We start from the raw sequence: 21,181 nt of genomic DNA on the forward strand, positions 1-21,181 counted from the left end.
ACTCCTTGTCGTTGAGAACGCTAGAACGTTACGCCGGACACCAGCGCGATATTGCAGTAAGGCTGGCATTCACCAGTGCGCACCACCGCGCGCGCCTTGTGGCTGAGCTGCTTGAATTCGTCATGGCTGACCAGGCGCCGCTCACCGAGGGCCGCCTGCTCTGTGAGCGCATTGAGCTCGACCAGCGCCGGTGGTTGCTTGAGCAGGATTTCTTCCGCCAGCACATGGCGTTCAACCTGCATCTCGCTGAGCACGATACGCAAGGTGCTGATGAAATCCGGGATGCCCTGGGTCAACGCCAGGTCGATCAACTCGACACCCGGCGGCACCGGCAGGCCAGCGTCACCGATCACGAGGATGTCACCGTGCCCCAGGGAGGCGATCACACGCGACAGGGCAATATTGAGCAGAGGTGTCTTTTTCATGAGGGCACAAAACCTTGTACGTCGTGCAGCGTTGGAATAGAGGGCTGCGCACCGGCGCGGGTGACCGACAATGCCGCCGCGACCTGGCCAAAACGAATGGCCTCGGCCTCGCTCTTGCCGTTGGCCAACGCCGCAGCAAAGCCACCGACGAACGTATCACCCGCTGCCGTTGTGTCTACCGCCTTGACCTTGGGCGCATGCAGGTGCTCGAAATTCTGGCCGTCGGTAAACAGTGCGCCCTGAGAGCCCAGGGTGACGATGACTTTGCCGGCGCCCGCCAGGATCAGTTGGGTGGCCGCGGCCTTGGCACTGTCAATGGAGTCGACGGCCACACCACTCAGTGCGCCAGCTTCGCTTTCATTGGGGATCAGGTAGTCGATCGAGGCGTACCACTCGGCCGGCAACGGCGCGCTGGCCGGTGCAGGGTTGAGGATCACCGTCTTGCCCAGCTCACGACCGCGCTTGAGGGCATAGCCTACCGTATTCATCGGCACTTCCAGCTGGCAGACGATCACCTCAGCCGTCTGCAGCACCGCATCAAACGCCTGCAATGAGGCTGGCGTCAGTTCGCCGTTACTGCCCGCCACGATCACAATCGCGTTCTGACTGCTGTCGTCGACCACGATCAAGGCCACGCCACTGGAACCGTCCACGGTGCTGACGGCCTGGCAATCGATGCCTTCCACCACCAACGCATCGCGCAACTGGATGCCATAGGCATCGCTGCCGACACAGCCGATCATCGACACATCGGCCCCCAAGCGTGCGGAGGCGACCGCCTGGTTCGCACCCTTGCCGCCAGGTACGGTTGAGAATGTCTGGCCGATCAAGGTTTCACCGGCACGGGGCAACCGGCTGGCACGGGTGACCAGGTCCATGTTCAAGCTGCCTACTACCACTACTTTTGCTGGCATACATCAGTACTCATCAATTCGGTTCAGCGGTATTGGGCGAACGTACCGGAGACAGGTGCCGTCGACTCACGCAACACGATGCTCGGCGTCACGATGCGTTGATCGAATGGCATTTGGGGTGTTGCAATTCTTCGCAGTAAAAGCTCGGCGGCCGTCTCGCCCAGTTGCACGATCGACTGCCCGACCGTGGTCAGCGCCGGGTAGACGTAACGGCTCATTTGAATGTCATCGAAACCGATCACCGACAGCTCGCCGGGTACGCGAATATTGCGCTCTGCCGCTGCACGCAATACGCCGAAACCTATCATATCGTTGCTGGCAAAAATCGCACTGGGCGGGTTTTGCGCCAGCAATTGCACAGCGGCGGCATAACCGCCCGTGCTGGTGAAATCGCTTTCCTGGGTGCGGTTGGCGGCCACTTCGGCACCGGCCTCGCGCAGCGCACGGTAAAAACCCGCCAAACGCATTTGCGCGACACGGGTATGGGCAGGGCCGCCAATGCAAGCAATGTCGCGATGGCCCAATTCGAGCAGGTGCCGGGTCGCCAGGTAGGCGCCCTCCTCGTGATCGATGCGCACCAGGTCCATATCAATGCCATCCAGCGCCCGGTCGACGATCACCATGGGCGTGCGCACTGCGCTCAAGCCGGCGGCGAGGCCACTGTCATCGCCGCCCACCGATGTGACGATCAAGCCGTCGATGCGCTTTTCCAGCAACACGCGCAAATAGTTGCGCTGCTTTTCAGCGTTGTCGTCGGAGTTGCACAGGATGACGCAGTAGCCGTTACGCTCGCAGTAATCCTCGATGCCGCGAGCCAGTTCTGCAAAATACGGGTTGAGGCTGTTGGGCACCAGCAAACCGATGGTGGCCGTGGTCTTGGCCTTAAGTGAGCGCGCGACGGCACTGGGCACGTAGTCGAGCTGCTTGATCGCCGCTTCAACCTTGATACGCACCGGCTCACTGACCGGGCGGGTCTTGTTCACCACATGGGACACCGTGGTGTAGGAAATACCCGCAAGCGCTGCCACATCCTTGATGGTTGCCATGGTTCAACCCCGCCGACTGGCGCGCCGGCTGCGGTAGGTATCGAGTACCACGGCAATCACGATCACTGCACCGGTGATGATGCGCTTGGTCGGTTCCGTGGCACCGATCTGCGCCAGGCCAGCCGCCAGTACCGAAATAATCAACACACCAAAGAAAGTACTGATTACCGAGCCGCGCCCGCCCATCAGGCTGGTGCCGCCGATCACCACAGCCGCAATCACTTGCAGCTCCAGGCCGGAGCCGGCGTTCGGGTCCGCCGCTTCCAGGCGCGAAATCTGGAACAGCGCCGCCACGCCGGCCAGCAGGCCCATGAGGCTGAACACCAGGATCTTGTAGGGCTTTGGATTGATCCCCGCCAGGCGCACGGCCTCTTCGTTGGTGCCGATACCGATCAGGTAACGACCAAACACAGTACGGGTCAACACCAGCTGCGCGACGATGATCACCAGCAACGCGATGATGAACGACGGCGAGATACCAAAGGCAATCGGGTTGGACAGCCAGGCAAATGAATCCCCGATGTAGGCGGTGCGCGAGCCGGTCATCTGGTAGGCGACGCCCCGGGCCATTTCCAGCACGCCGAGGGAGACGATAAACGACGGAATGCGCCAGGCCACGGTGATCGAGCCGGTGATGGTGCCGGCCAAGGCCGCACAGCCCATGCCCAGTACGGCAGCCGGCAACACGCTCCAGCCCCAGCCGAGGATCGCCACGCTGACGGCCGATGCAGCCAGTGCCAGCACCGAGCCCACCGACAGGTCGATCCCGCCGATGATCAGGATGAAAGTCATGCCCACCGCCAGCACCATGAGGTCCGGAATCTGGTTGGCCAGGGTACTGAAGGTGTCATAGGACAGGAAGTGATCGCTGAGCACCGAGAACAGCGCAATCATCGCCAGCAAGGCACCCGCAAGACCCAGGTAGGTACCCAGGCCATAGAAGTTGCCGCCGGTCTTGCCAGGGGAGGTTGTGGTTTTCATGGGGTATCCCTAAGCACTGCGTCGTTGAGCAGCGCATCACGTTTCTGATAGCCGGCGAAGGCGGCGGCGAGCAATTCATCCTGGGTCCAGCTGTCGCGCTCGAACGTCTCGATCAAGCGCCCGGCGGACAATACACCGATGCGATCGCAGATCAGCATGAGCTCACGCAGGTCGCTGGACACCACCACCAGCGCTTTGCCCTGGCGGGTCAACTCGCCCAGCAAGGCATAAATATCGAACTTGGCACCCACGTCGATGCCGCGGGTTGGCTCGTCGAACAGCATCACCGAGCAGTCGCGCTCCAGCCAGCGGCCAATCACCACCTTCTGCTGGTTACCGCCGGACAGTTCGGAGACCAACTGCGCCGGACTGGAACTGCGGATGCGCATGGCGTCAATCTGACGCTTGGCCAAGGCGGTTTCGTCGCGGCTGTTGACCACCCCACCGCCAGAGATTTCCGGCATATTGCCCAGGGCGATGTTGGCGCTGATGGACTGGGTCAGCAGCAGCCCTTCACCCTTGCGGTCTTCGGTGATCAGGGCAATGCCGTGGCCTACCGCGTCCACGGGCGAGCGGATGCTCACCACCTGGGCCGGCGAACCGAGCGCCACGGTGCCGCTGTCGGCCAGGTCGGCGCCGAAGATCAGGCGCAACAATTCAGTACGGCCGGCACCGATCAGGCCGGAGATGCCATAGATCTCGCCCGCACGCACTTCAAAGGACACGTCGCGGACCTTGTCCGAGCGGGTCAGGCCTTTTACGGTCAGCGCCGGCCCCCCGATGGTTCGCGGGCCCAGGTCGATGTGCTCGCCCAGCTCGCGCCCCACCATCAAGGTGACCAGTTGCTCGCTGTTGTAATTGGCCATCGGCTCGACACAGACCAGCTTGCCGTCGCGCAGTACCGCAATGCGCTGGGCAACACGGGCAAGTTCTTCCAGCCGGTGCGAAATATAGATGATCGCCACGCCCCTGGCCTGCAGACGGGTGATCTGTTCGAACAGCATCTCGACTTCACGGGCCGTGAGCATGGCCGTGGGTTCGTCAAGGATCAGTACGTGACAATCGCCGATCAGGTTGCGTGCGATTTCGACCATTTGCTGATGACCAATGCCCAGGCTGCCAACCAGAGTGTCAGGGTCGATAGCGTCCAGCCCGACCTGGGCCATGGCCTCGACCGCCGCCTTGCGCAGTTGCTTGCGGCTGATCCAGCCGCAGTGGCTGGGCAGGTTATCCAGGAACAGGTTTTCGGCAACGGTCAGCGTCGGCAGCAGGTTGAGTTCCTGCATGACCATGCGCACGCCCAGCTCTTCAGCCTGGGTGCGGCTGCCAGGGCGATAATCCTGGCCGTTGAACTGCATCTGCCCGGTGGTCGGCGTGACCAGCCCGCCGATGATCTTCGACAAGGTACTTTTGCCTGCGCCGTTTTCACCGGTCAGCGCCAGCACTTCCCCACGATTGAGCGTCAGGGTGATGTCGGACAGAACCGGTTGGGCATAGGTCTTGCCGATACCGCTGACCGAGAGGACAGCGTTCGGGGCGGAAGATGACATAGGAAAATCTCCAGGCGCCCGCCCAGGACGAGCGGGCGCTGTTGGGGTATTGCCGGAATTACTTCTTGAGGACGAGTTCGACCGGGGTCTCGATCACGCCGTCCTTGGCATCGACTTTCTCACCCTTGACCAGCTTGAGCGCATTCTGGATACCGAACACGGCTTGCTTGGCAGCGGCCTGGTCGGCGGTCGCCAGCACACGACCGTCCTGCAGCATCGGCTTGATGGCTTCGATGTTGTCATAGCCTACGACCAGCACCTTGCCGGCTTTGCCTGCCGCACGCACGGCGGAGACCGCGCCCAGGGCCATGTTGTCGTTACCGGCCAGCAGGGCCTTGAGGTCCGGGTATTCGCTCAGCATGGCGGACGCCACTTTCTGGCCCTGGTCGATTTCCCAGTTGCCGGATTGAGTGGACACAATCTTCATGCCGGCAGCGTCCATCGCATCCTTGTAGCCTGCAGTACGTTGCTGGGCGTTGGTGGTGGTCGGCACACCTTCGATAATGCCGACCTTGTCACCCGAGGCCAGTTGCTTGGCCAGGTAGTCACCCACCAGTTTCGAGCCTTTACGGTTGTCCGGGCCTACGAATGGGATATCGAGGTTCTTGCTTTTAAGCACATCCGGGTCGAGGCGGTTATCGATGTTGACGACCTTGATACCGGCATCGGAGGCCTTCTTCAGCACGGTGACCAGTGCCTTCGAATCAGCAGGCGCGATCACGATGGCGTTGACCTTGGCGAGGATCATCTGGTTGACGATATCGATCTGCGCGCTGGTGTCGGTTTCGTTCTTGATCCCGTTGGTGATCATGTCGAAATCGGCGGCGTGCTCTTTCTGATACGTCTTGGCACCGTCCTGCATGGTGACGAAGAATTCATTGGCGAGGGATTTCATGACCAGGCCGACCTTGGGTTTGGCGGCGTCATCGGCAAATGCAGAGGAGAGAGGCAGGGCAGCGGATGCGGCGGCAAGCACAGCGACAGCAAGAAGACGTCCAGCGAATGGCAGCTTCATGGTTTCACTCCGATCTTATGATTATTGTGAGCAACGCTTGCACCGAAGACCCCTTCGGCAGCCTTCCCACCCGGGGGACTGATACGAGCTATCACGATACTCAATGAGTGCTTCGTGAAACATCTCGCAAACGTTTGCGTTGTTCAAACTATGAGAACCTTGTCGAGATTTGTCAACGGTTGAAAACACCCTTTCATCCAGGCCCTCCCTCACGCTTGGGCATAGATGCAGCTAAACATCACACACTTCCAATCGTTCTCTGAAACGACAGGCTGGAACGCATCATTCATGCATCCTCAAAAGCCTGGCGGTCAACTTTTCGGACAACCGAACGCAATGCGGTCCGATGTTCGGAAAGCCGGACACCCACATGATAAATAAGCCCGAAAAATCAATATTAACTGTTATAAATCAATAATTTAAATTGTTTTAGCGTTCACGCTGAGCCTGGTACAGATCCTGCTCTACCTCATCACCTCGTGGCATTCAGAACCGCACGGGTGTTCTAGGTGAACCTGCTACAGCACTCATCAAAAACCAGAGAGAAAAATAATGAAATCTGCACTGAAGACTTTTGTTCCGGGCGCGTTAGCCCTCCTGCTGTTGTTCCCCGTTGCCGCCCAGGCAAAGGAAGTTGAAACCAAGACCAAACTGTCCAACGTGGTGATCCTCGCCACCGGCGGTACCATTGCCGGCGCCGGCGCCAGCGCAGCCAACAGCGCCACCTACCAGGCAGCGAAAGTCGGTATCGAGCAATTGATCGCTGGTGTTCCTGAGCTTAGCCAGATCGCCAATGTGCGTGGCGAGCAAGTGATGCAAATTGCGTCCGAAAGCATCAACAATGACAACCTGCTGCAACTGGGTCGCCGCGTCGCCGAACTGGCCGACAGCAAGGATGTGGACGGCATCGTGATCACCCACGGTACCGACACCCTGGAAGAAACCGCCTACTTCCTGAACCTGGTGGAGAAAACCGACAAGCCAATCGTGGTGGTCGGCTCCATGCGACCAGGCACCGCCATGTCGGCGGACGGCATGCTCAACCTGTACAACGCTGTGGCCGTGGCCGGCAGCAAGGATGCACGCGGCAAAGGCGTGCTGGTCACCATGAACGACGAGATCCAGTCGGGTCGCGACGTCAGCAAGATGATCAATATCAAGACCGAAGCGTTCAAGAGCCCATGGGGCCCACTGGGCATGGTGGTTGAAGGCAAATCCTACTGGTTCCGCTTGCCGGCCAAGCGTCACACAATGGATTCGGAATTCGATATCAAGAACATCAAGAGCCTGCCGGACGTCGAGATCGCCTATGGCTACGGCAACGTGAGCGACACTGCCTACAAGGCCCTGGCTCAAGCAGGCGCCAAAGCCATCATCCACGCCGGCACTGGCAACGGCTCCGTGTCCTCCAAAGTCGTACCTGCCCTGGTGGAACTGCGCAAACAGGGTGTACAGATCATTCGCTCTTCCCACGTGAATGCCGGTGGCATGGTTCTGCGCAACGCCGAACAGCCTGACGACAAATACGACTGGGTGGCTGCACTCGACCTGAACCCGCAGAAAGCCCGCATCCTGGCCATGGTCGCCTTGACCAAGACCCAAGACAGCAAAGAGCTGCAGCGCATGTTCTGGGAATATTGATTCCTGACTGTCCCCTGCAGGAGCGAGCATGCTCGCTCCTGCACCATCCCGCCCCGCCCTACACCCAATTGCCTGAATTGCTGTAAGACGAACTTCTTGAATTTTAAGTAGTTGCGAAATCGCCTACAGTTAAATACTGTATGTGCGTACAGCTTATTAAGGAATACTCCGTGGCAAAGTCCTCTTCCGCAGTGCCAACCGCACCTGATGCCTACGAACGCCTGGCTATTCGCGTGCAAAAGATCATCAATTCAACCAACGCCCAGAAAGCCAAGGCGGCGTTGATCTTCCGTTTGCCGGACGAGCCCGAGGATGAATGGGCGCGGTTGCTGGAGGAAATAGCAGAGAACGACAACGTCACCCTCGCCTATCGTGACGACGGTGGCGTACAGATTTTCTGGGTTGTACCGAAGGAAGATTGATTCAATGAGTGTCCGTTTTATCGCGGTGTGCTGCCTGTTTTTTGCTGTCACCGCCCACGCCCAGGCGCCACGCACGTTCAGTGAAGCCAAGAAAATCGCCTGGAAGCTCTACGCGCCACAATCCACCGAGTTCTATTGCGGCTGCAAGTACACGGGCAATCGCGTGGACTTGAAAGCCTGTGGCTACATCCCCCGCAAAAACGCCAATCGTGCCGCACGCATCGAATGGGAGCACATTGTTCCCGCCTGGCAGATCGGGCATCAGCGCCAATGCTGGCAGGACGGTGGACGTAAGAACTGCACGCGCCATGATGACGTGTTCAAGCGTGCCGAAGCGGACCTGCACAACCTGGTACCCAGCATCGGTGAGGTCAACGGTGACCGTAATAACTTCAGTTTTGGCTGGCTGCCGGTACAAAGCGGGCAGTATGGGTCTTGCCTGACTCAAGTGGATTTCAAGGCCAAGAAGGTCATGCCGCGCCCTTCCATCCGGGGAATGATCGCCCGCACCTATTTTTATATGAGCAAACAGTACGGCTTGCGACTGTCGAAACAGGATCGCCAGTTGTACGAAGCCTGGAACAAGACCTACCCGGTGCAGGCATGGGAGCGCCAGCGTAACCAGACAGTGGCGTGTGTGATGGGGCGCGGCAATGAGTTTGTCGGCCCGGTGAATCTGAAAGCCTGTAGTTGAAAATGGGCGAAACTCCCGCCCACCCGGCGCGTTACTGTGCCGCCTTGTGCTCGATAACCTGCGATTCGGTATCGGTTTTCTTGGCGCGCGCCATTTTCTCGTTGAGCAGTGCCTGCTTGGCCTGCGCTTCAGCCTTGGTCGCGAACGGCCCCAGCAGGACTTCGTCCTTGCCGTCAACCTTCACGATGTAAAAGTTGAAACCATGCTCCAGCAACCAGGCCGTAAGGTCGGTGATGGCCTGTAGCTTGTGGTCCGGCGGCCCGACCCACACGTCCCATTCCTGGGCAGCAATCGCGCCGGTTCGAGGCTGGTTTTCGGTCACGACAGGCTTGCTCCTGGGGGCCTCCACGCGTTTGTCCTCACCGCAACCGGCCAATGCCAACACCGCCATTGCCATCGCTACTTTACGCACTGCCCTGCTCCTTTAAAGATAAAGAGGCGACTTTATCATTCACTGTCTATTCTGGCCGTCATAAACATTGGCTTAAACAATGCGAATCATGTATCGCAGACCTGTATGATGCCGCCATGGGAATTAATGTCGCCTCTATGCGTCCTAAAAAGAGGCAGTCACAGGGAAGCGCTTAGCAGTAAGCTACACACATCCGACACCTGCCCTGTCTGAAACATGTGTCCTTAAAAGTAATCAAGGAGAAGTCCATGCTGATACTCACCCGCAAAGTTGGTGAAAGCATAAACATCGGTGATGACATCACGGTCACCATCCTGGGCGTCAGCGGCCAGCAAGTAAGAATCGGCATCAACGCACCCAAGGATGTTGCCGTGCATCGCGAGGAGATCTACCAGCGCATCCAGGCCGGTTTGACTGCCCCGGACAAAAACCAGACGCCTTGAAGCGCCCTCAGTAGCCAGCCCTTTCGTGCACTGTAATGGCTGGCGAAAACCTCTTCACACCGCTCTTGTCATTGCTGCGTGACTGACGCCACCAATACGTTCATCTTCATGGAAAGATGAAACTGTCTTCACGCCCGGAACTTGTTGTTTCATTCTCAGCCGAATCTTCTGACTGACACTCAGCTATCCGCGTGCATTCAGGAGCATGTCGATGCGGCCCAGGCCCCCACCGCCATTTGCCTACACGTCTTGGATGATCGCCTTATCGATAGGATGGGTCTTCGCAGGGCTGGCCTATGGTTTGAAGTATGCAATCGAAGGCTCCGGCTCCGCCGCTCCTCATTCGGGGCTGGACTTGGCGCTGCTGCTTTGCGGGTACTTGTTCCTGTTTTGTCTCAAACCCATCCAGAAGTCCGTACAACGCAGGTTGTGCCGGCAAACGCGTCAGTGACATCGCGCTCATCGCTAGCAGCCCCCCTATCAACAGCGTCACAGCGCGAGTTTGGCCTTTTCGTATCAGCCCGTCCGACTCTTCAAGTACAACAAGCCATCTGCGTCACGCTGTACGTCCAACTGCTGGTACCCGTCTATCGAAGGGTGGTCAGTGGCCATAGGCGTGTGATGCGTCGACGTCACGACCATCACATCCGCGCCTGCGGCCTCTCCCGCACGAATACCCACCGGCGCATCTTCAAACACCAGGCATTCCTGCACCGGCACACCCAGGCGTTGCGCCCCCAAAACGTAACAAGCCGGATTCGGCTTGCCGACGGCCACGTCTTCAGCCGTCACCAATACCGCCGGCGGCGCAATGCCCGCTGCTTGCAGTCGGCGCAACGCCAACTCCCTGGGGGCAGAAGTGACCAACGCCCATTGATCACCCGGCAGGCGGTTCAGAAACGCCACGGCGCCGGAAATCGCCACAACACCTTCGACATCATTGATTTCAGCCTCGGTGATCCACTGCGCTTCAACCTCGGGATCGACGCCCGGCAATGCCTGGCGTGTGATGGTGTCGATCGCGCGGGCGCCGTGAATAGTCGTCAAAAAAGCCGCCACATCCAGCCCATGACGTTCAGCCCAGATGCTCCACACCCGCTCGGCAGCGGCAATGGAGTTGAGCAAGGTCCCATCCATATCAAACAAAAAGGCACGGTAACGGCGATTGAACACGGCTGAAGCTCGGATAGACACTGAGCGAATTCCTCATGGGCGGAAAAATGATAGGCCCGATGCAATCTACGGATCACCTCGGTGCTTGTAAACGCTACCGAGGTCGATTGCATTACAGGTTTGTAATGGAGCGGTAAGTCTTACCAGCACCCTCACTTCATACAGTGGAGTCGACGCCGGGGCCAACCCGAAGGTCAGCGCCCTGGTGTACGTGGCCGCCCGCGCGCCTGACGCCAATGAGGACTTTGTCGCGCTCTCGGCAAAGTATCCAAGCATGCCGGTGCGGGCCGGCGTTGAAGACCACGACGGCTACCTCACCCTGAGCCAGGAGGCCTTCCTCAAGTACTTTGCCGGCGATGTGCCGCATGCCAAGGCCATGGAGCTGTACGCCGTGCAGCAGCCCATCGCCAAGACCCTGTTCAGCGGTCGCACCGTCAACGCCGCCTGGCACACCAAGCCTTCCTGGTATGCAGTGTCGGCGAATGACCAGACCATCAAGCCGGACTTGGAGCGCTTCCTCGCCAAGCGCATGAACGCCACCACCATCGAGCTGCCTTCGAGCCACCTGTCGCTGGTGTCCCACGCCAAGGAAATCACCGACCTGATCCTCGAGGCCTCTGGCCGCCAGCCCTGAGCCGTGCATTACAAACTTGTCATCATCCTGTTGGTTGGCTGTTCGGGGTGCCTGGTTACCGTGAACTCACTGTCACGATCTGGCAGCTAACCCTTTAAGAGAGATACCACCATGAAACTGTTTGTCCTCGGTTTTACCGCTCTGCTCGCTACCGGTTCCGTGCTTGCCGCAGAACCTGTGATCCATGACAAAACCGGCTTCTTCGTGCACCTGGATGTGGCCAAAGTGCTGTCGAGCACCGACACCTACGGCCAATGCGGCATCGTCCCGGCGCGCCTCGACTACCTGGACAGCCAGGGTCGCGAACATGTGTTGGACTACCAGGTCCAGGGCATCGGTTGCGCCAGCGACAATTGATCGGGCTACACTTGCGCCACGCATTGAGACAGGGCACTTTCCATGAACATTCTTGTAGTCGAAGACGAACCCAAGGCCGGCAATTACCTGCTCAACGGCCTGCAGGAACTGGGTTACTCCGTCAGCCTCGCCCGTGACGGCGTGGACGGTTTGCACCAGGCCCTGGAAACAGCGTTCGACGTGATCGTGCTGGATGTGATGATGCCGAAAATGGACGGCTGGGAGGTGCTGCGCCGCCTGCGAAAGGAAGCGGATACGCCGGTACTTTTCCTGACGGCTCGCGACGACATTGCCGACCGCATCAAGGGCCTGGAGCTGGGTGCAGATGATTACCTGATCAAGCCTTTTTCCTTCGCCGAACTGGTGGCACGTTTGCGAACCCTGACCCGTCGTGGCCCAAGCCGCGAGGAGGAACAGCTGCAGATCGCCGACCTGCAAATCGACGTGCTCAAACGCCGTGTCACCCGCGCCGGCACCCGCATCACCCTGACCAACAAAGAGTTCGCCTTGCTGCACCTGTTCGCCACTCATCAGGACCAGGTGCTGTCCCGCTCGCTGATCGCCTCGCGGGTGTGGGACATGAATTTCGACAGCGACACCAACGTGGTCGACGTGGCCGTACGGCGCCTGCGCCTGAAAATCGACGACCCGTTCCAGCTCAAGCTGATCCACAGCGTGCGTGGCATCGGCTACCGTTTCGATACCCAGCCATGAACACACGCCGTCATTACTCCCTGACCCTGCGTCTGGCGTTGATCTTCGCCCTGCTCGCCTTCGCCCTGCTGGCGACCCTCGGTGTGGCGCTGTATCGCGAACTGGAGCGGGAATTGATCATGCGTGACGACGCGGCCTTGATCTACCGCATCGATCAGTTGCGCAACCTGCTCAATGACAGCAACACCCTGGACCTGATCAAGACCAAGCCGGAGTTGTTCCAGAACATGCTCGGCAACCGCGAATCGGTACTGAGCATCGCCGCGCCAGGACAGAAGCCATTGCTGACGGTCAATCCCGGCAATATCGACCTGCCTTCCATACCCCCGGTCCCCAAGAACCACGAACTGACGCTCGCCGACGTACACCATTTTCCCAGCATCAACGGCGTACCCTTCGCCACCGTCGCCGCGTCCATCGACTCCGGCGACCTGGGCAGCCTGCAAGTCACCACGGGGCGCCTGATGACCGAGCGCACCAGCGTACTCGCCAGCTATCGCCTGAGCGTTTATATCCTGGCGAGCATTGCCGCGATCATCCTGGCCCTGGTCGGCTACCTGCTGGTTCATCGCGGGCTGTTACCGATGCGACGCCTGGCCCGGCACGCTCAAGGCATTGGCGTCGGCAACCTCGCCGAACGCCTCGACAGCCACGGCGCGCCTAAGGAACTGCTACCGATGATTGATTCATTCAATACCATGCTTGAGCGGCTGGCCAAGGGCTTTGTCCAACTGGGTCAGGTGTCCACCGACATGGCCCACGAGCTGCGCACACCCATCAACAATTTGCTGGGAGAAACCCAGGTCGCCCTGCAACAGCACCGCAGCATTGAAAGTTATCAGCAGTTGTTGGCGTCCAATGTGGAAGAGCTTGAACGCCTGGCGCGGATGCTCGATAACATGCTGTTCCTCGCGCGCACCGACCCGGCCAGTGCTTTGCGGCAACGCCAGGAACTCAGTGCCTGGGACGAGGTGGAACGCATCGCCGAGTACTTTGAGGGCTTGGCGGGTGATGTGGATATCAGCATTCACGCCGAAGGTGAAGGCGTGATCTGGGCGGAGCCAATGCTGCTGCGCAGGGCCCTGGCGAACCTGTGCGCCAACGCCATCAAATATGGTGCGCCAGGTACCGAGCTGGAGATCCGCGCCGTGCCAAGCGCCGATGGCATTCACCTGAGGGTCAGCAATCAAGGCGAGACCATCGCCGCCGAGCATCTGCCGCGGCTGTTCGAACGGTTTTACCGGGTGGATGAGTCACGGGAACGTTCTGCACAGTCCAACGGGTTGGGATTATCGATTGTGGCAACCATCATGCAACTGCATAACGGGCGGTACAGCGTAAGCAGTGAGGCAGGTGTGACGTGTTTTGAGTTGTTCTTTCCTAGACGGGAAGATTGAGCGCAAACGCCCGGTGTTATTTTGCAAAGGTTTGTCTCTTAACACTGGTCGCAAGCCAGACTAGTCTCGCTTCCCAAGGGGCTCAAGGGAGAGCCGGCAGCGGTAAAATTATGGAGATCCTGAAATGGAAATGCGATTAGGTTTACTGGAAAAGGGGCTGGCTGAAATGAATGAGAAGCTGATCACCGTTTCGAGCAAGGCAGATGCCATGGACAAGCACTTCGCTTCCAAGGCAGACCTGGCAACTACTGAACTGAACCTTATCAAATGGTACGTGGCAACCGCATTCGCCATGACAGGCCTGGCTTGCGCTATCACCTTCGGGCTTACCCGACTGTTTGCGATTTGAGGAGCGTCGGGCCGATCAGCTGACCTGCCCGCCCGCTTCCTCTGCATCTACCGGTGTTTGCCACGCCGCCAGCACAGCTGTCTGCAGCCCCGCAACCAACGTATCCAACGCCATTGAGGGCCGCTGTGAATCTGCCACCTGCTCTGGCAGAAAAGGTACGTGGATAAACCCACTGCGTACCCCAGAACCTGCGAGCGCATGCTGCAACAGATAAAACACCTGGTTACACACAAATGTCCCAGCCGTCTGCGATACCGAGGCCGCGACTCCCGCGTCGCGCACAGCCTTGACCATCGCCTTGATCGGCAAGGTCGTGAAGTAGGCCGCCGGGCCGCCGGCTACGACAGCCGTATCGATAGGCTGCTCCCCGAGGTTATCGGGGATGCGTGCATCATTGATATTGATCGCCACCCGTTCGACTGAGATATCGCTACGCCCAGGCCCCAGGCCAGTCGCAATCACCATCGCAGGGTGCAACTCGTCGATCAGCCCGGTCACGCACGCGCCCGCCGTGGCAAATGCGCAAGGCAGCAATCGCGCAACAATCTGCACATCGCTTCCCAGTCGCACGCCGTCCAGTTGGCGCACGGCTTCCCAGGAGGGGTTCACCCGGTCTTGATCAAAGGGCTCGAAACCCGTCAGCAGTACAATTTGCATCACGGCCTCACATCAACAGATAAAGCAGCACAATATTGACCACCAGCATCATCAACGCGGTCGGAAGCTGGGCCTTGATTACCGCATTCTTGTCCGGCAGCTCGAGCAACGCCGCCGGAACGATATTGAAGTTGGCTGCCATCGGGGTCATCAGGGTACCGCAGTAGCCGGAGAACATACCGATCGCCGCCATCACCGCGGGGTTACCGCCATAGATACCCACCAACACCGGCACGCCGACACCGCCGGTCATTACAGGAAAAGCTGCAAAGCCATTCCCCATGATCACCGTAAACAACGCCATGCCCAGCACATAGACGATCACCGCCACCAACTTGAAATCAAGGTTGATATAGGTAGTGGTGACGTGCGCGACAGCCGTACCAACCCCGGCTTCGTTGAACAGTAAGCCCAGCATTGCCAGCATCTGCGGCAGCACCATGGCCCAGCCAAGCGCTTCAGTCAGGCGACGGGATTCACGCAAGGCCTGCACCGGCGTATCACGGGTCAACCAGCACGCCAGGCCAAGGGCGATCAGGCAGCCGATACCGAGGGAAACGAAGGTCGTGTTTTTCGGGTCCAGCAACGGCACTCCGCCGATCTCGGTGTGTTTGAGCAACACCGATCCGATCACCGTGGTCAGCGGGATCGCCAACGCCGGGATGAACAGCTTGTGCCCCAGGCGACCAGCACTGGCACGGGATGCCTTGTCGTGCAGCTCCGCATGCTTGCCACGGCCGACGCCGCCCATGCCGGCTATCAAGGCCATGACCACTATGCCTACCCCGATAGCCACCGACGGCAGACGCTCACCGATCAGGAATGGAATGGCGAACAACAGCCAAAACAATGCACTGGTCCAGCGTTTGGGATGGGTGCGATCCATCAGGATCATGCCCGCCGTGATCAGCAGCAGAACCCCGGCCAGCCAATACAGGTATTGAATGGAAATAATCATTGTGCGGCCTCCACGGGTGCAGCGGCCGGCGTCATCTCTCGGGTGAGCCTTCGGTCAAAGCGATGCAGGCGGATCGCGTGAATGATGAAGGCGCAGATCGCCGTAGGAATCCCCCATACCGCAATATGCAGCGGCTCCACATCAATCCCCGAGCCCAGCAGGAAGGTGTGCATCAAGGCGATTGCACCGAAGGCGACAAAGATATCCTCACCAAAAAACAGGCCGACATTGTCAGTTGCCGCGCACATCGCCAGCACTTTATGACGCAGTTTTTCGGGAAGTTTGCCGTAGCGTTTTTCCGCTGCACCTTCAGCCATCGGCGCCAGCAGCGGACGCACCATCTGCGGATGCCCGCCCAGGCTGGTCAAGCCCATGGCGGCCGTGGATTCACGCACAAACAGATAGATGATCAACAAGCGCCCGACCGTGGCGCGCTCGAACCGTGCAATCCAATTCTGCGCATGCAGGCGCAGCCCATGCCGCTCCAGCAGTCCAATGACCGCCAGGGGCAGCAACAGAATCAATTGCAGGGCACGGGTCTGAAGGAAGCCATCGCCCATGGTGGCGAGGATTTTTTCCAGGGGGAAATGGGCGGCAAGCCCGGTGGCGATAGCGGCGGCGGTGACCACCAACAGAGGGTTGATACGCAATACAAAGCCAACCACGATCACCAGTACGCCGATCAACGGCCATAAGTTCACAACAGTTTGCATGGCGGTGAGGTCCTTAAGTGCGCGCTGCGGCGCCATTACAGCAGGATGTGAACAAAGGGTTCACAGCAGGAAGTGGCGTGCAGTCGGCTCGGTTTTTTATTGTTGACCCAGAAGGTCGAGCGTCAGTGGCCGCAACTTTGCTGCCTGGGGGCGGGAGGTGTCCAACAAGAAAAATTGTTGCTGCGAACCAATAAATTTTGTGGGTGGTTGAACATCGTGCATGTAGCGAGAGTGGATAGCCCCGCAGGGACTCACGCATCTCAGCGCCGCTTGTTTCTGAGGCCTGAGCGAGTAAACCGATGACGCCCCCCTCTTACCCGCCGGCCATGACCCGGAAGCATCTGGAGGGTTTTGCAAAAAACCTTGCAAATCACACCAACAAAAAAGGGCCCACCTTTCGGTGAGCCCTTCTAGACCGCCCAGCAGAGCGGATTTTGTTTGGTAGGCGCGATTGGACTCGAACCAACGACCCCCACCATGTCAAGGTGGTGCTCTAACCAACTGAGCTACGTGCCTGCTGTGAGGCGGCATTCTACGGAATTCCGGAGGGGTGTCAACATCTTTTTTGCAGCTAACCCTATGAATATGCGAATTTTTTATTTGCGTGGGGTACACCTGCGGATTTCGGGTGGCTGGCAGGCAATTTTCAACTCAGGTAGGATCGGCGCACTCGTAAAAAATATAAAACAGAGGTTCCAGGATGGCGAACACCCCCTACCCCCAGTCGTATTACGCCGCTTCCGCGAATGCAGCTCCACCTCGTCCAGTCCTGCAAGGCGACGTCGAAACCGATGTGTGCGTGATCGGCGCCGGCTACACCGGCCTCTCCAGCGCCCTGTTCCTGCTGGAGAGCGGTTTTCGCGTGACGGTGCTGGAAGCCGCCAAGGTGGGGTTTGGCGCCTCGGGCCGCAATGGCGGGCAGATCGTCAACAGCTACAGCCGTGATATTGATGTAATCGAGCGCAGTGTCGGCCCCAGGCAGGCGCAACTGCTGGGGCAGATGGCGTTTGAAGGCGGCAAGATCATTCGCGAGCGGGTGGCCAAGCATCAGATTCAGTGCGACCTGAAGGATGGTGGTGTTTTCGCCGCGCTCAACAGTAAGCACATGGGCCATCTGGAGTCACAGAAGCGTCTATGGGAGCGCTACGGCCACACCCAACTGGAGCTGCTGGACGAACGCCGTATTCGCGAAGTAGTGGCCTGTGACAACTACGTCGGCGGCCTGCTGGACATGAGCGCGGGGCACATCCACCCACTCAACCTGGCACTCGGCGAAGCGGCCGCCGTGGAGTCCCTGGGCGGCACGATCTACGAGCAATCCGCTGCCGTGCGTATCGAGCGCGGCGCCAACCCGGTGGCGCATACCGCCGAGGGCAAGGTCAGGGCCAAGTTCATCATCGTCGCGGGGAATGCCTACCTGGGCAACCTGGTGCCGGAGTTGGCCGCCAAGTCCATGCCGTGCGGCACACAAGTGATCACCACCGCCCCCTTGGGCGATGAGCTGGCGAGAACGTTGCTGCCGCAGGATTACTGCGTCGAAGACTGCAACTACCTGCTCGACTACTACCGCCTCACGCGCGACAAGCGTCTGATCTTCGGCGGCGGCGTGGTGTATGGCGCGCGCGACCCGGCGAATATCGAAGCGATCATCCGCCCGAAGATGCTCAAGGCCTTCCCGCAACTCAAGGACGTGAAGATAGACTACGCCTGGACCGGCAATTTCCTGCTGACCCTGTCGCGTTTGCCGCAGGTGGGTCGCCTGGGCGACAACATCTACTACTCACAGGGCTGCAGCGGCCATGGCGTGACGTATACGCACCTGGCGGGCAAGGTACTGGCAGAGGCACTGCGAGGCCAGGCAGAGCGTTTTGACGCGTTTGCCGACCTGCCGCACTACCCGTTCCCGGGTGGGCAACTGTTGCGCACACCATTTGCGGCAATGGGTGCCTGGTACTACGGGCTACGCGACAAATTGGGATTCTGACTCGAACCTGTAGGAGCCCGTTTGCAGGCTCCTACAGGTCGCACTTATCAAATCACAGACACAAAAAACCCCGGTCTTTCGACCAGGGTCTTTGCTATCGGATCAAAGTAGCCAGAGGCTCGCTTTGTGCTTCAAGGCGTTCAGTGGGCCTTGAGACAGATATGGCGCAGCGGACGGGACTCGAACCCGCGACCCCCGGCGTGACAGGCCGGTATTCTAACCGACTGAACTACCGCTGCGTATCGCTTGACCGGCTGAACATAAGGCTTCAACCGTCTTTAAACATCTGATCGATCAGCCTTGGCTGTTCAATCTCAAGTCCGACACATCGAACCTGGAAAATATGGCGCAGCGGACGGGACTCGAACCCGCGACCCCCGGCGTGACAGGCCGGTATTCTAACCGACTGAACTACCGCTGCGCGTCGGTGCAACCTTTAACGTTGCGTCTTGCCCTGAAGCAAAACTCTCAAGAAGTGGTGGGTGATGACGGGATCGAACCGCCGACCCTCTGCTTGTAAGGCAGATGCTCTCCCGGCTGAGCTAATCACCCTTTGCTTCGTTGAGGCCGCGAAATTTACGCAGGTAGCGGACCTAAGTCAATAGCCCGCTTGAAGTTTTTCTGAAAAAGACAAAATTGCTTCAAGACAGCTATCCACCCTACTCGCTGTAAATCATCTTCTTGCTCATGCCGCCATCCACGACAAACTCTTGCCCGGTAACAAACCCCGCCTGGCGCGACAGCAGCCACGCCACCATTGCCGCCACGTCTTCCACGGTGCCTACCCTGCCCGCAGGATGCTGGGCGTGATCGGCGTCACTCAAGGGCTCGGCACGCCGGGCCGCCGGATCCCGCGCATCGATCCAGCCGGGGCTGACCGCGTTGACCCGCACTTCCGGCCCCAGGCTCATCGCCAGGGCGTGTGTCAGGGCCAGCAAGCCGCCCTTGCTCGCGGCATAGGCCTCGGTGTCAGGCTCCGATTGGCGAGCCCGCGTCGACGCCAGGTTGACGATAGCGCCGCCATGGGCACGCAGATACGGCGCACAGTGCTTGGCCAGCAACATCGGCCCACTGAGGTTCACCGCCAGCACCCGATTCCAGTACGCCAGGTCCAGGCTTTCCAGCGTGATGTTGCGCGGGTCGGCCACCGCCGCGTTGCAGACCAACGCGTCCAGGCGCCCGAACTGCCCCAACACCTCGGCGACCCCCTGGGCGACTTGCTTCTCGTCGGCCACGTCCATGCTGATAAACCAGGCATTCTCGCCCAACACCTTGGACACCTTGGAACCGCGCTCGCGGTCCAGGTCGGTCAACACCACCTGCCAACCCTCACTGATCAGCCACGCGGCAATCCCGAGGCCAATGCCTCGCGCCGCGCCCGTCACCAGCGCGACACGCCCGTTACTGGCGGCTGCGACTTCCATGGACCACTCGATCACAAGGCCGCCAACCCGCGAGCCAGATCAGCCTGCAAGTCCGTCACGTCTTCCAGGCCTACCGCAATGCGGATCAGACTGTCACGAATACCGGCCGCCTCACGCTCCTGCGGCGCCAGGCGGCCGTGAGACGTGGTGCTCGGGTGGGTAATGGTGGTTTTGCTGTCACCCAGGTTGGCGGTGATGGAGATCAGGCGTGTCGCATCGATAAAGCGCCAGGCGCCCTCTTTGCCGCCCTTCACTTCGAAACTCACCACAGCACCGAAACCGCGCTGCTGACGCTGAGCCAATTCGTGTTGCGGGTGGCTCTTGAGGCCGGCGTAGTGCACCTTCTCGATGCCGTCCTGTTGCTCCAGCCATTCGGCCAGGGCCTGGGCGTTGGCGCAATGGGCCTTCATGCGCAGGCTCAGGGTTTCCAGGCCTTTGAGGAAGATCCAGGCGTTGAACGGGCTCAAGGTCGGGCCAGCGGTGCGCAGGAAGCCGACGACTTCCTTCATCTGTTCGCTGCGACCCGCCACCACACCACCCATGCAACGGCCCTGGCCATCGATGAACTTGGTGGCCGAGTGCACAACGATATCCGCGCCCAGCTTCAACGGCTGTTGCAACGCCGGAGTGCAGAAGCAGTTGTCCACCACCAGCATTGCGCCCTTGGCGTGCGCCACTTCGGACAACGCAGCGATATCCACCAGTTCGGCCAGAGGGTTGGACGGCGACTCGACGAACAGCAGCTTGGTGTTGGCCTTGATCGCCCCATCCCAGCCGGACAGATCCGCCAGGGGCACGTAATCGACTTCGATGCCGAAACGCTTGAAATACTTTTCGAACAGGCTGATGGTCGACCCGAACACGCTGCGCGACACCAGCACATGGTCACCAGCGCTGCACAGGCTCATCACCACCGCCAGGATGGCGGCCATGCCGGTCGCCGTTGCAACCGCCTGCTCAGCGCCTTCCAGCGCCGCGATACGCTCTTCGAACGCACGCACGGTCGGGTTGGTGTAACGCGAATACACGTTGCCCGGCACTTCGCCGGCAAAGCGCGCAGCGGCATCGGCCGCAGTACGGAACACGTAGCTGGAGGTGAAGAACATCGGATCACCGTGCTCACCTTCCGGGGTGCGGTGCTGGCCGGCGCGCACAGCCAGGGTATCGAAAGCTACGCCATCGAGGTCGCTGTCCAACCGACCGGCATCCCATTCCTGACTCATGCTGCCACTCCTTACTCAATTCTTTATTTAAGATACAAAACCGGCCCCTCAGGGC

At 59.5% G+C, this 21,181-nt stretch carries 22 protein-coding genes, 4 tRNA genes and 1 pseudogene; 10 read left to right on the plus strand and 17 right to left on the minus strand.

Annotated elements, in window-relative coordinates:
* Positions 1-20 precede the first annotated feature (20 nt).
* Genes rbsD through BM026_RS09220 form a run of 6 tightly spaced genes read right to left on the minus strand, consistent with a single transcriptional unit; the run spans position 21 to position 5,931 of the window.
* Positions 21-425, minus strand: coding sequence for a D-ribose pyranase (rbsD, locus tag BM026_RS09195; protein ID WP_071492190.1), 405 nt, complete (start codon positions 423-425; stop codon positions 21-23).
* Complete coding sequence (gene rbsK / locus BM026_RS09200; RefSeq protein WP_093528213.1) at positions 422-1,339, minus strand: ribokinase; 918 nt, start codon at positions 1,337-1,339, stop codon at positions 422-424. The genes rbsD and rbsK overlap by 4 nt, the downstream gene beginning before the upstream one ends.
* 23 nt (positions 1,340-1,362) lie before the next feature.
* The gene (locus BM026_RS09205) at positions 1,363-2,385 is read right to left on the minus strand and encodes a LacI family DNA-binding transcriptional regulator (protein ID WP_093528216.1); all 1,023 of its coding nucleotides are present in this window, start codon (positions 2,383-2,385) and stop codon (positions 1,363-1,365) included.
* 3 nt (positions 2,386-2,388) lie between these two features.
* Positions 2,389-3,366: an ABC transporter permease gene (locus tag BM026_RS09210; RefSeq protein ID WP_017528200.1), complete on the minus strand. Its 978-nt coding sequence runs from the start codon at positions 3,364-3,366 to the stop codon at positions 2,389-2,391.
* On the minus strand, positions 3,363-4,916 hold the full coding sequence (locus tag BM026_RS09215) for a sugar ABC transporter ATP-binding protein (protein WP_071492193.1): 1,554 nt from the start codon (positions 4,914-4,916) through the stop codon (positions 3,363-3,365). Before BM026_RS09215 ends, BM026_RS09210 begins: the two co-directional genes overlap by 4 nt.
* A gap of 58 nt (positions 4,917-4,974) precedes the next feature.
* Positions 4,975-5,931, minus strand: coding sequence for a sugar ABC transporter substrate-binding protein (locus tag BM026_RS09220; RefSeq protein ID WP_092250390.1), 957 nt, complete (start codon positions 5,929-5,931; stop codon positions 4,975-4,977).
* Between the two features lie 552 nt (positions 5,932-6,483).
* Here BM026_RS09220 and BM026_RS09225 point away from each other — a divergent pair.
* The 3 genes from BM026_RS09225 to BM026_RS09235 all read left to right on the plus strand — a co-directional run bounded on the left by BM026_RS09225 (position 6,484) and on the right by BM026_RS09235 (position 8,688).
* Positions 6,484-7,572 (plus strand): asparaginase, encoded by a 1,089-nt coding sequence (locus BM026_RS09225; protein ID WP_071492194.1) that lies wholly within the window; start codon positions 6,484-6,486, stop codon positions 7,570-7,572.
* A 170-nt stretch (positions 7,573-7,742) separates the two neighbouring features.
* Positions 7,743-7,994 carry a DUF1654 domain-containing protein gene (locus BM026_RS09230; protein ID WP_083351486.1) on the plus strand — a complete coding sequence of 84 codons (252 nt, stop codon included), beginning with the start codon at positions 7,743-7,745 and terminating at the stop codon, positions 7,992-7,994.
* 4 nt (positions 7,995-7,998) lie between these two features.
* The gene (locus BM026_RS09235; RefSeq protein WP_071492196.1) at positions 7,999-8,688 is read left to right on the plus strand and encodes an endonuclease; all 690 of its coding nucleotides are present in this window, start codon (positions 7,999-8,001) and stop codon (positions 8,686-8,688) included.
* A 31-nt stretch (positions 8,689-8,719) separates the two neighbouring features.
* Here BM026_RS09235 and BM026_RS09240 read toward each other — a convergent pair whose 3' ends face one another.
* A complete protein-coding gene (locus BM026_RS09240; protein ID WP_092250381.1) occupies positions 8,720-9,085 on the minus strand; it encodes a penicillin-binding protein activator LpoB in 366 nt (121 codons plus the stop codon).
* A 263-nt stretch (positions 9,086-9,348) separates the two neighbouring features.
* Between BM026_RS09240 and csrA the strand changes: the two genes are divergently transcribed.
* A complete protein-coding gene (csrA, locus tag BM026_RS09245; protein ID WP_058426265.1) occupies positions 9,349-9,543 on the plus strand; it encodes a carbon storage regulator CsrA in 195 nt (64 codons plus the stop codon).
* A 516-nt stretch (positions 9,544-10,059) separates the two neighbouring features.
* On the opposite strand, the gene BM026_RS09255 is transcribed toward csrA, so the two are convergent.
* Entirely contained in the window at positions 10,060-10,737 is a 678-nt protein-coding gene (locus BM026_RS09255) for an HAD family hydrolase (RefSeq protein ID WP_093513080.1), read from the minus strand.
* 136 nt (positions 10,738-10,873) lie between these two features.
* On the opposite strand from BM026_RS09255, the pseudogene BM026_RS09260 reads away from it, so the two are divergent.
* The 5 genes and pseudogenes from BM026_RS09260 to BM026_RS09280 all read left to right on the plus strand — a co-directional run.
* A pseudogene (locus tag BM026_RS09260) lies at positions 10,874-11,350 on the plus strand (alpha/beta fold hydrolase); the annotation flags it as partial.
* A 111-nt stretch (positions 11,351-11,461) separates the two neighbouring features.
* Positions 11,462-11,707, plus strand: coding sequence for a DUF2790 domain-containing protein (locus tag BM026_RS09265; RefSeq protein ID WP_071492201.1), 246 nt, complete (start codon positions 11,462-11,464; stop codon positions 11,705-11,707).
* Between the two features lie 42 nt (positions 11,708-11,749).
* Positions 11,750-12,421 (plus strand): heavy metal response regulator transcription factor, encoded by a 672-nt coding sequence (locus BM026_RS09270; RefSeq protein WP_071492202.1) that lies wholly within the window; start codon positions 11,750-11,752, stop codon positions 12,419-12,421.
* Positions 12,418-13,818, plus strand: a complete 1,401-nt coding sequence (locus BM026_RS09275; RefSeq protein WP_093528219.1) for a heavy metal sensor histidine kinase — start codon at positions 12,418-12,420, stop codon at positions 13,816-13,818. The genes BM026_RS09270 and BM026_RS09275 overlap by 4 nt, the downstream gene beginning before the upstream one ends.
* Positions 13,819-13,942: 124 nt before the next feature.
* Positions 13,943-14,167: a hypothetical protein gene (locus tag BM026_RS09280; RefSeq protein ID WP_058426270.1), complete on the plus strand. Its 225-nt coding sequence runs from the start codon at positions 13,943-13,945 to the stop codon at positions 14,165-14,167.
* A gap of 15 nt (positions 14,168-14,182) precedes the next feature.
* Here BM026_RS09280 and pcp read toward each other — a convergent pair whose 3' ends face one another.
* The 4 genes from pcp to BM026_RS09300 all read right to left on the minus strand — a co-directional run bounded on the left by pcp (position 14,183) and on the right by BM026_RS09300 (position 17,011).
* Complete coding sequence (pcp, locus tag BM026_RS09285; protein WP_093528222.1) at positions 14,183-14,824, minus strand: pyroglutamyl-peptidase I; 642 nt, start codon at positions 14,822-14,824, stop codon at positions 14,183-14,185.
* Between the two features lie 7 nt (positions 14,825-14,831).
* Positions 14,832-15,782 carry a DUF979 domain-containing protein gene (locus BM026_RS09290; protein ID WP_071492205.1) on the minus strand — a complete coding sequence of 317 codons (951 nt, stop codon included), beginning with the start codon at positions 15,780-15,782 and terminating at the stop codon, positions 14,832-14,834.
* Positions 15,779-16,495: a DUF969 domain-containing protein gene (locus BM026_RS09295; protein WP_071492206.1), complete on the minus strand. Its 717-nt coding sequence runs from the start codon at positions 16,493-16,495 to the stop codon at positions 15,779-15,781. Before BM026_RS09295 ends, BM026_RS09290 begins: the two co-directional genes overlap by 4 nt.
* 439 nt (positions 16,496-16,934) lie before the next feature.
* A tRNA-Val gene (locus BM026_RS09300) sits at positions 16,935-17,011 on the minus strand.
* A 184-nt stretch (positions 17,012-17,195) separates the two neighbouring features.
* Between BM026_RS09300 and BM026_RS09305 the strand changes: the two genes are divergently transcribed.
* Complete coding sequence (locus BM026_RS09305) at positions 17,196-18,479, plus strand: NAD(P)/FAD-dependent oxidoreductase (RefSeq protein ID WP_093513084.1); 1,284 nt, start codon at positions 17,196-17,198, stop codon at positions 18,477-18,479.
* A 162-nt stretch (positions 18,480-18,641) separates the two neighbouring features.
* On the opposite strand, the gene BM026_RS09310 is transcribed toward BM026_RS09305, so the two are convergent.
* From BM026_RS09310 to BM026_RS09330, 5 genes are all read right to left on the minus strand, one after another.
* Positions 18,642-18,718, minus strand: a tRNA-Asp gene (locus BM026_RS09310).
* A gap of 105 nt (positions 18,719-18,823) precedes the next feature.
* Positions 18,824-18,900: transfer RNA gene (locus tag BM026_RS09315), tRNA-Asp, on the minus strand.
* Between the two features lie 55 nt (positions 18,901-18,955).
* Positions 18,956-19,031, minus strand: a tRNA-Val gene (locus BM026_RS09320).
* Positions 19,032-19,138: 107 nt separating this feature from the next.
* Positions 19,139-19,903 carry an SDR family oxidoreductase gene (locus BM026_RS09325; RefSeq protein ID WP_093124664.1) on the minus strand — a complete coding sequence of 255 codons (765 nt, stop codon included), beginning with the start codon at positions 19,901-19,903 and terminating at the stop codon, positions 19,139-19,141.
* Positions 19,904-19,914: 11 nt separating this feature from the next.
* Positions 19,915-21,126, minus strand: a complete 1,212-nt coding sequence (locus BM026_RS09330; RefSeq protein ID WP_071492215.1) for an O-succinylhomoserine sulfhydrylase — start codon at positions 21,124-21,126, stop codon at positions 19,915-19,917.
* Positions 21,127-21,181 lie beyond the last annotated feature (55 nt).

The sequence above is a fragment of the Pseudomonas sp. NFPP24 genome, assembly GCF_900112095.1.
GTDB classification, from domain to species: Bacteria; Pseudomonadota; Gammaproteobacteria; order Pseudomonadales; family Pseudomonadaceae; genus Aquipseudomonas; species Aquipseudomonas extremorientalis.

Excerpts from the sequence above, each read along its gene's own strand:
- BM026_RS09220 (WP_092250390.1), bottom strand. The coding sequence starts at position 5,931 with ATGAAGCTGCCATTCGCTGGACGTCTTCTTGCTGTCGCTGTGCTTGCC.
- BM026_RS09295 (WP_071492206.1), bottom strand. The coding sequence starts at position 16,495 with ATGCAAACTGTTGTGAACTTATGGCCGTTGATCGGCGTACTGGTGATC.
- BM026_RS09240 (WP_092250381.1), bottom strand. The coding sequence starts at position 9,085 with ATGGCAATGGCGGTGTTGGCATTGGCCGGTTGCGGTGAGGACAAACGC.
- BM026_RS09275 (WP_093528219.1), top strand. The coding sequence starts at position 12,418 with ATGAACACACGCCGTCATTACTCCCTGACCCTGCGTCTGGCGTTGATC.
- BM026_RS09280 (WP_058426270.1), top strand. The coding sequence starts at position 13,943 with ATGGAAATGCGATTAGGTTTACTGGAAAAGGGGCTGGCTGAAATGAAT.
- rbsD (WP_071492190.1), bottom strand. The coding sequence starts at position 425 with ATGAAAAAGACACCTCTGCTCAATATTGCCCTGTCGCGTGTGATCGCC.
- BM026_RS09265 (WP_071492201.1), top strand. The coding sequence starts at position 11,462 with ATGAAACTGTTTGTCCTCGGTTTTACCGCTCTGCTCGCTACCGGTTCC.
- BM026_RS09270 (WP_071492202.1), top strand. The coding sequence starts at position 11,750 with ATGAACATTCTTGTAGTCGAAGACGAACCCAAGGCCGGCAATTACCTG.
- BM026_RS09205 (WP_093528216.1), bottom strand. The coding sequence starts at position 2,385 with ATGGCAACCATCAAGGATGTGGCAGCGCTTGCGGGTATTTCCTACACC.
- BM026_RS09215 (WP_071492193.1), bottom strand. The coding sequence starts at position 4,916 with ATGTCATCTTCCGCCCCGAACGCTGTCCTCTCGGTCAGCGGTATCGGC.
- BM026_RS09210 (WP_017528200.1), bottom strand. The coding sequence starts at position 3,366 with ATGAAAACCACAACCTCCCCTGGCAAGACCGGCGGCAACTTCTATGGC.
- BM026_RS09225 (WP_071492194.1), top strand. The coding sequence starts at position 6,484 with ATGAAATCTGCACTGAAGACTTTTGTTCCGGGCGCGTTAGCCCTCCTG.
- BM026_RS09290 (WP_071492205.1), bottom strand. The coding sequence starts at position 15,782 with ATGATTATTTCCATTCAATACCTGTATTGGCTGGCCGGGGTTCTGCTG.
- pcp (WP_093528222.1), bottom strand. The coding sequence starts at position 14,824 with ATGCAAATTGTACTGCTGACGGGTTTCGAGCCCTTTGATCAAGACCGG.
- BM026_RS09330 (WP_071492215.1), bottom strand. The coding sequence starts at position 21,126 with ATGAGTCAGGAATGGGATGCCGGTCGGTTGGACAGCGACCTCGATGGC.
- BM026_RS09305 (WP_093513084.1), top strand. The coding sequence starts at position 17,196 with ATGGCGAACACCCCCTACCCCCAGTCGTATTACGCCGCTTCCGCGAAT.
- rbsK (WP_093528213.1), bottom strand. The coding sequence starts at position 1,339 with ATGCCAGCAAAAGTAGTGGTAGTAGGCAGCTTGAACATGGACCTGGTC.
- csrA (WP_058426265.1), top strand. The coding sequence starts at position 9,349 with ATGCTGATACTCACCCGCAAAGTTGGTGAAAGCATAAACATCGGTGAT.
- BM026_RS09325 (WP_093124664.1), bottom strand. The coding sequence starts at position 19,903 with ATGGAAGTCGCAGCCGCCAGTAACGGGCGTGTCGCGCTGGTGACGGGC.
- BM026_RS09235 (WP_071492196.1), top strand. The coding sequence starts at position 7,999 with ATGAGTGTCCGTTTTATCGCGGTGTGCTGCCTGTTTTTTGCTGTCACC.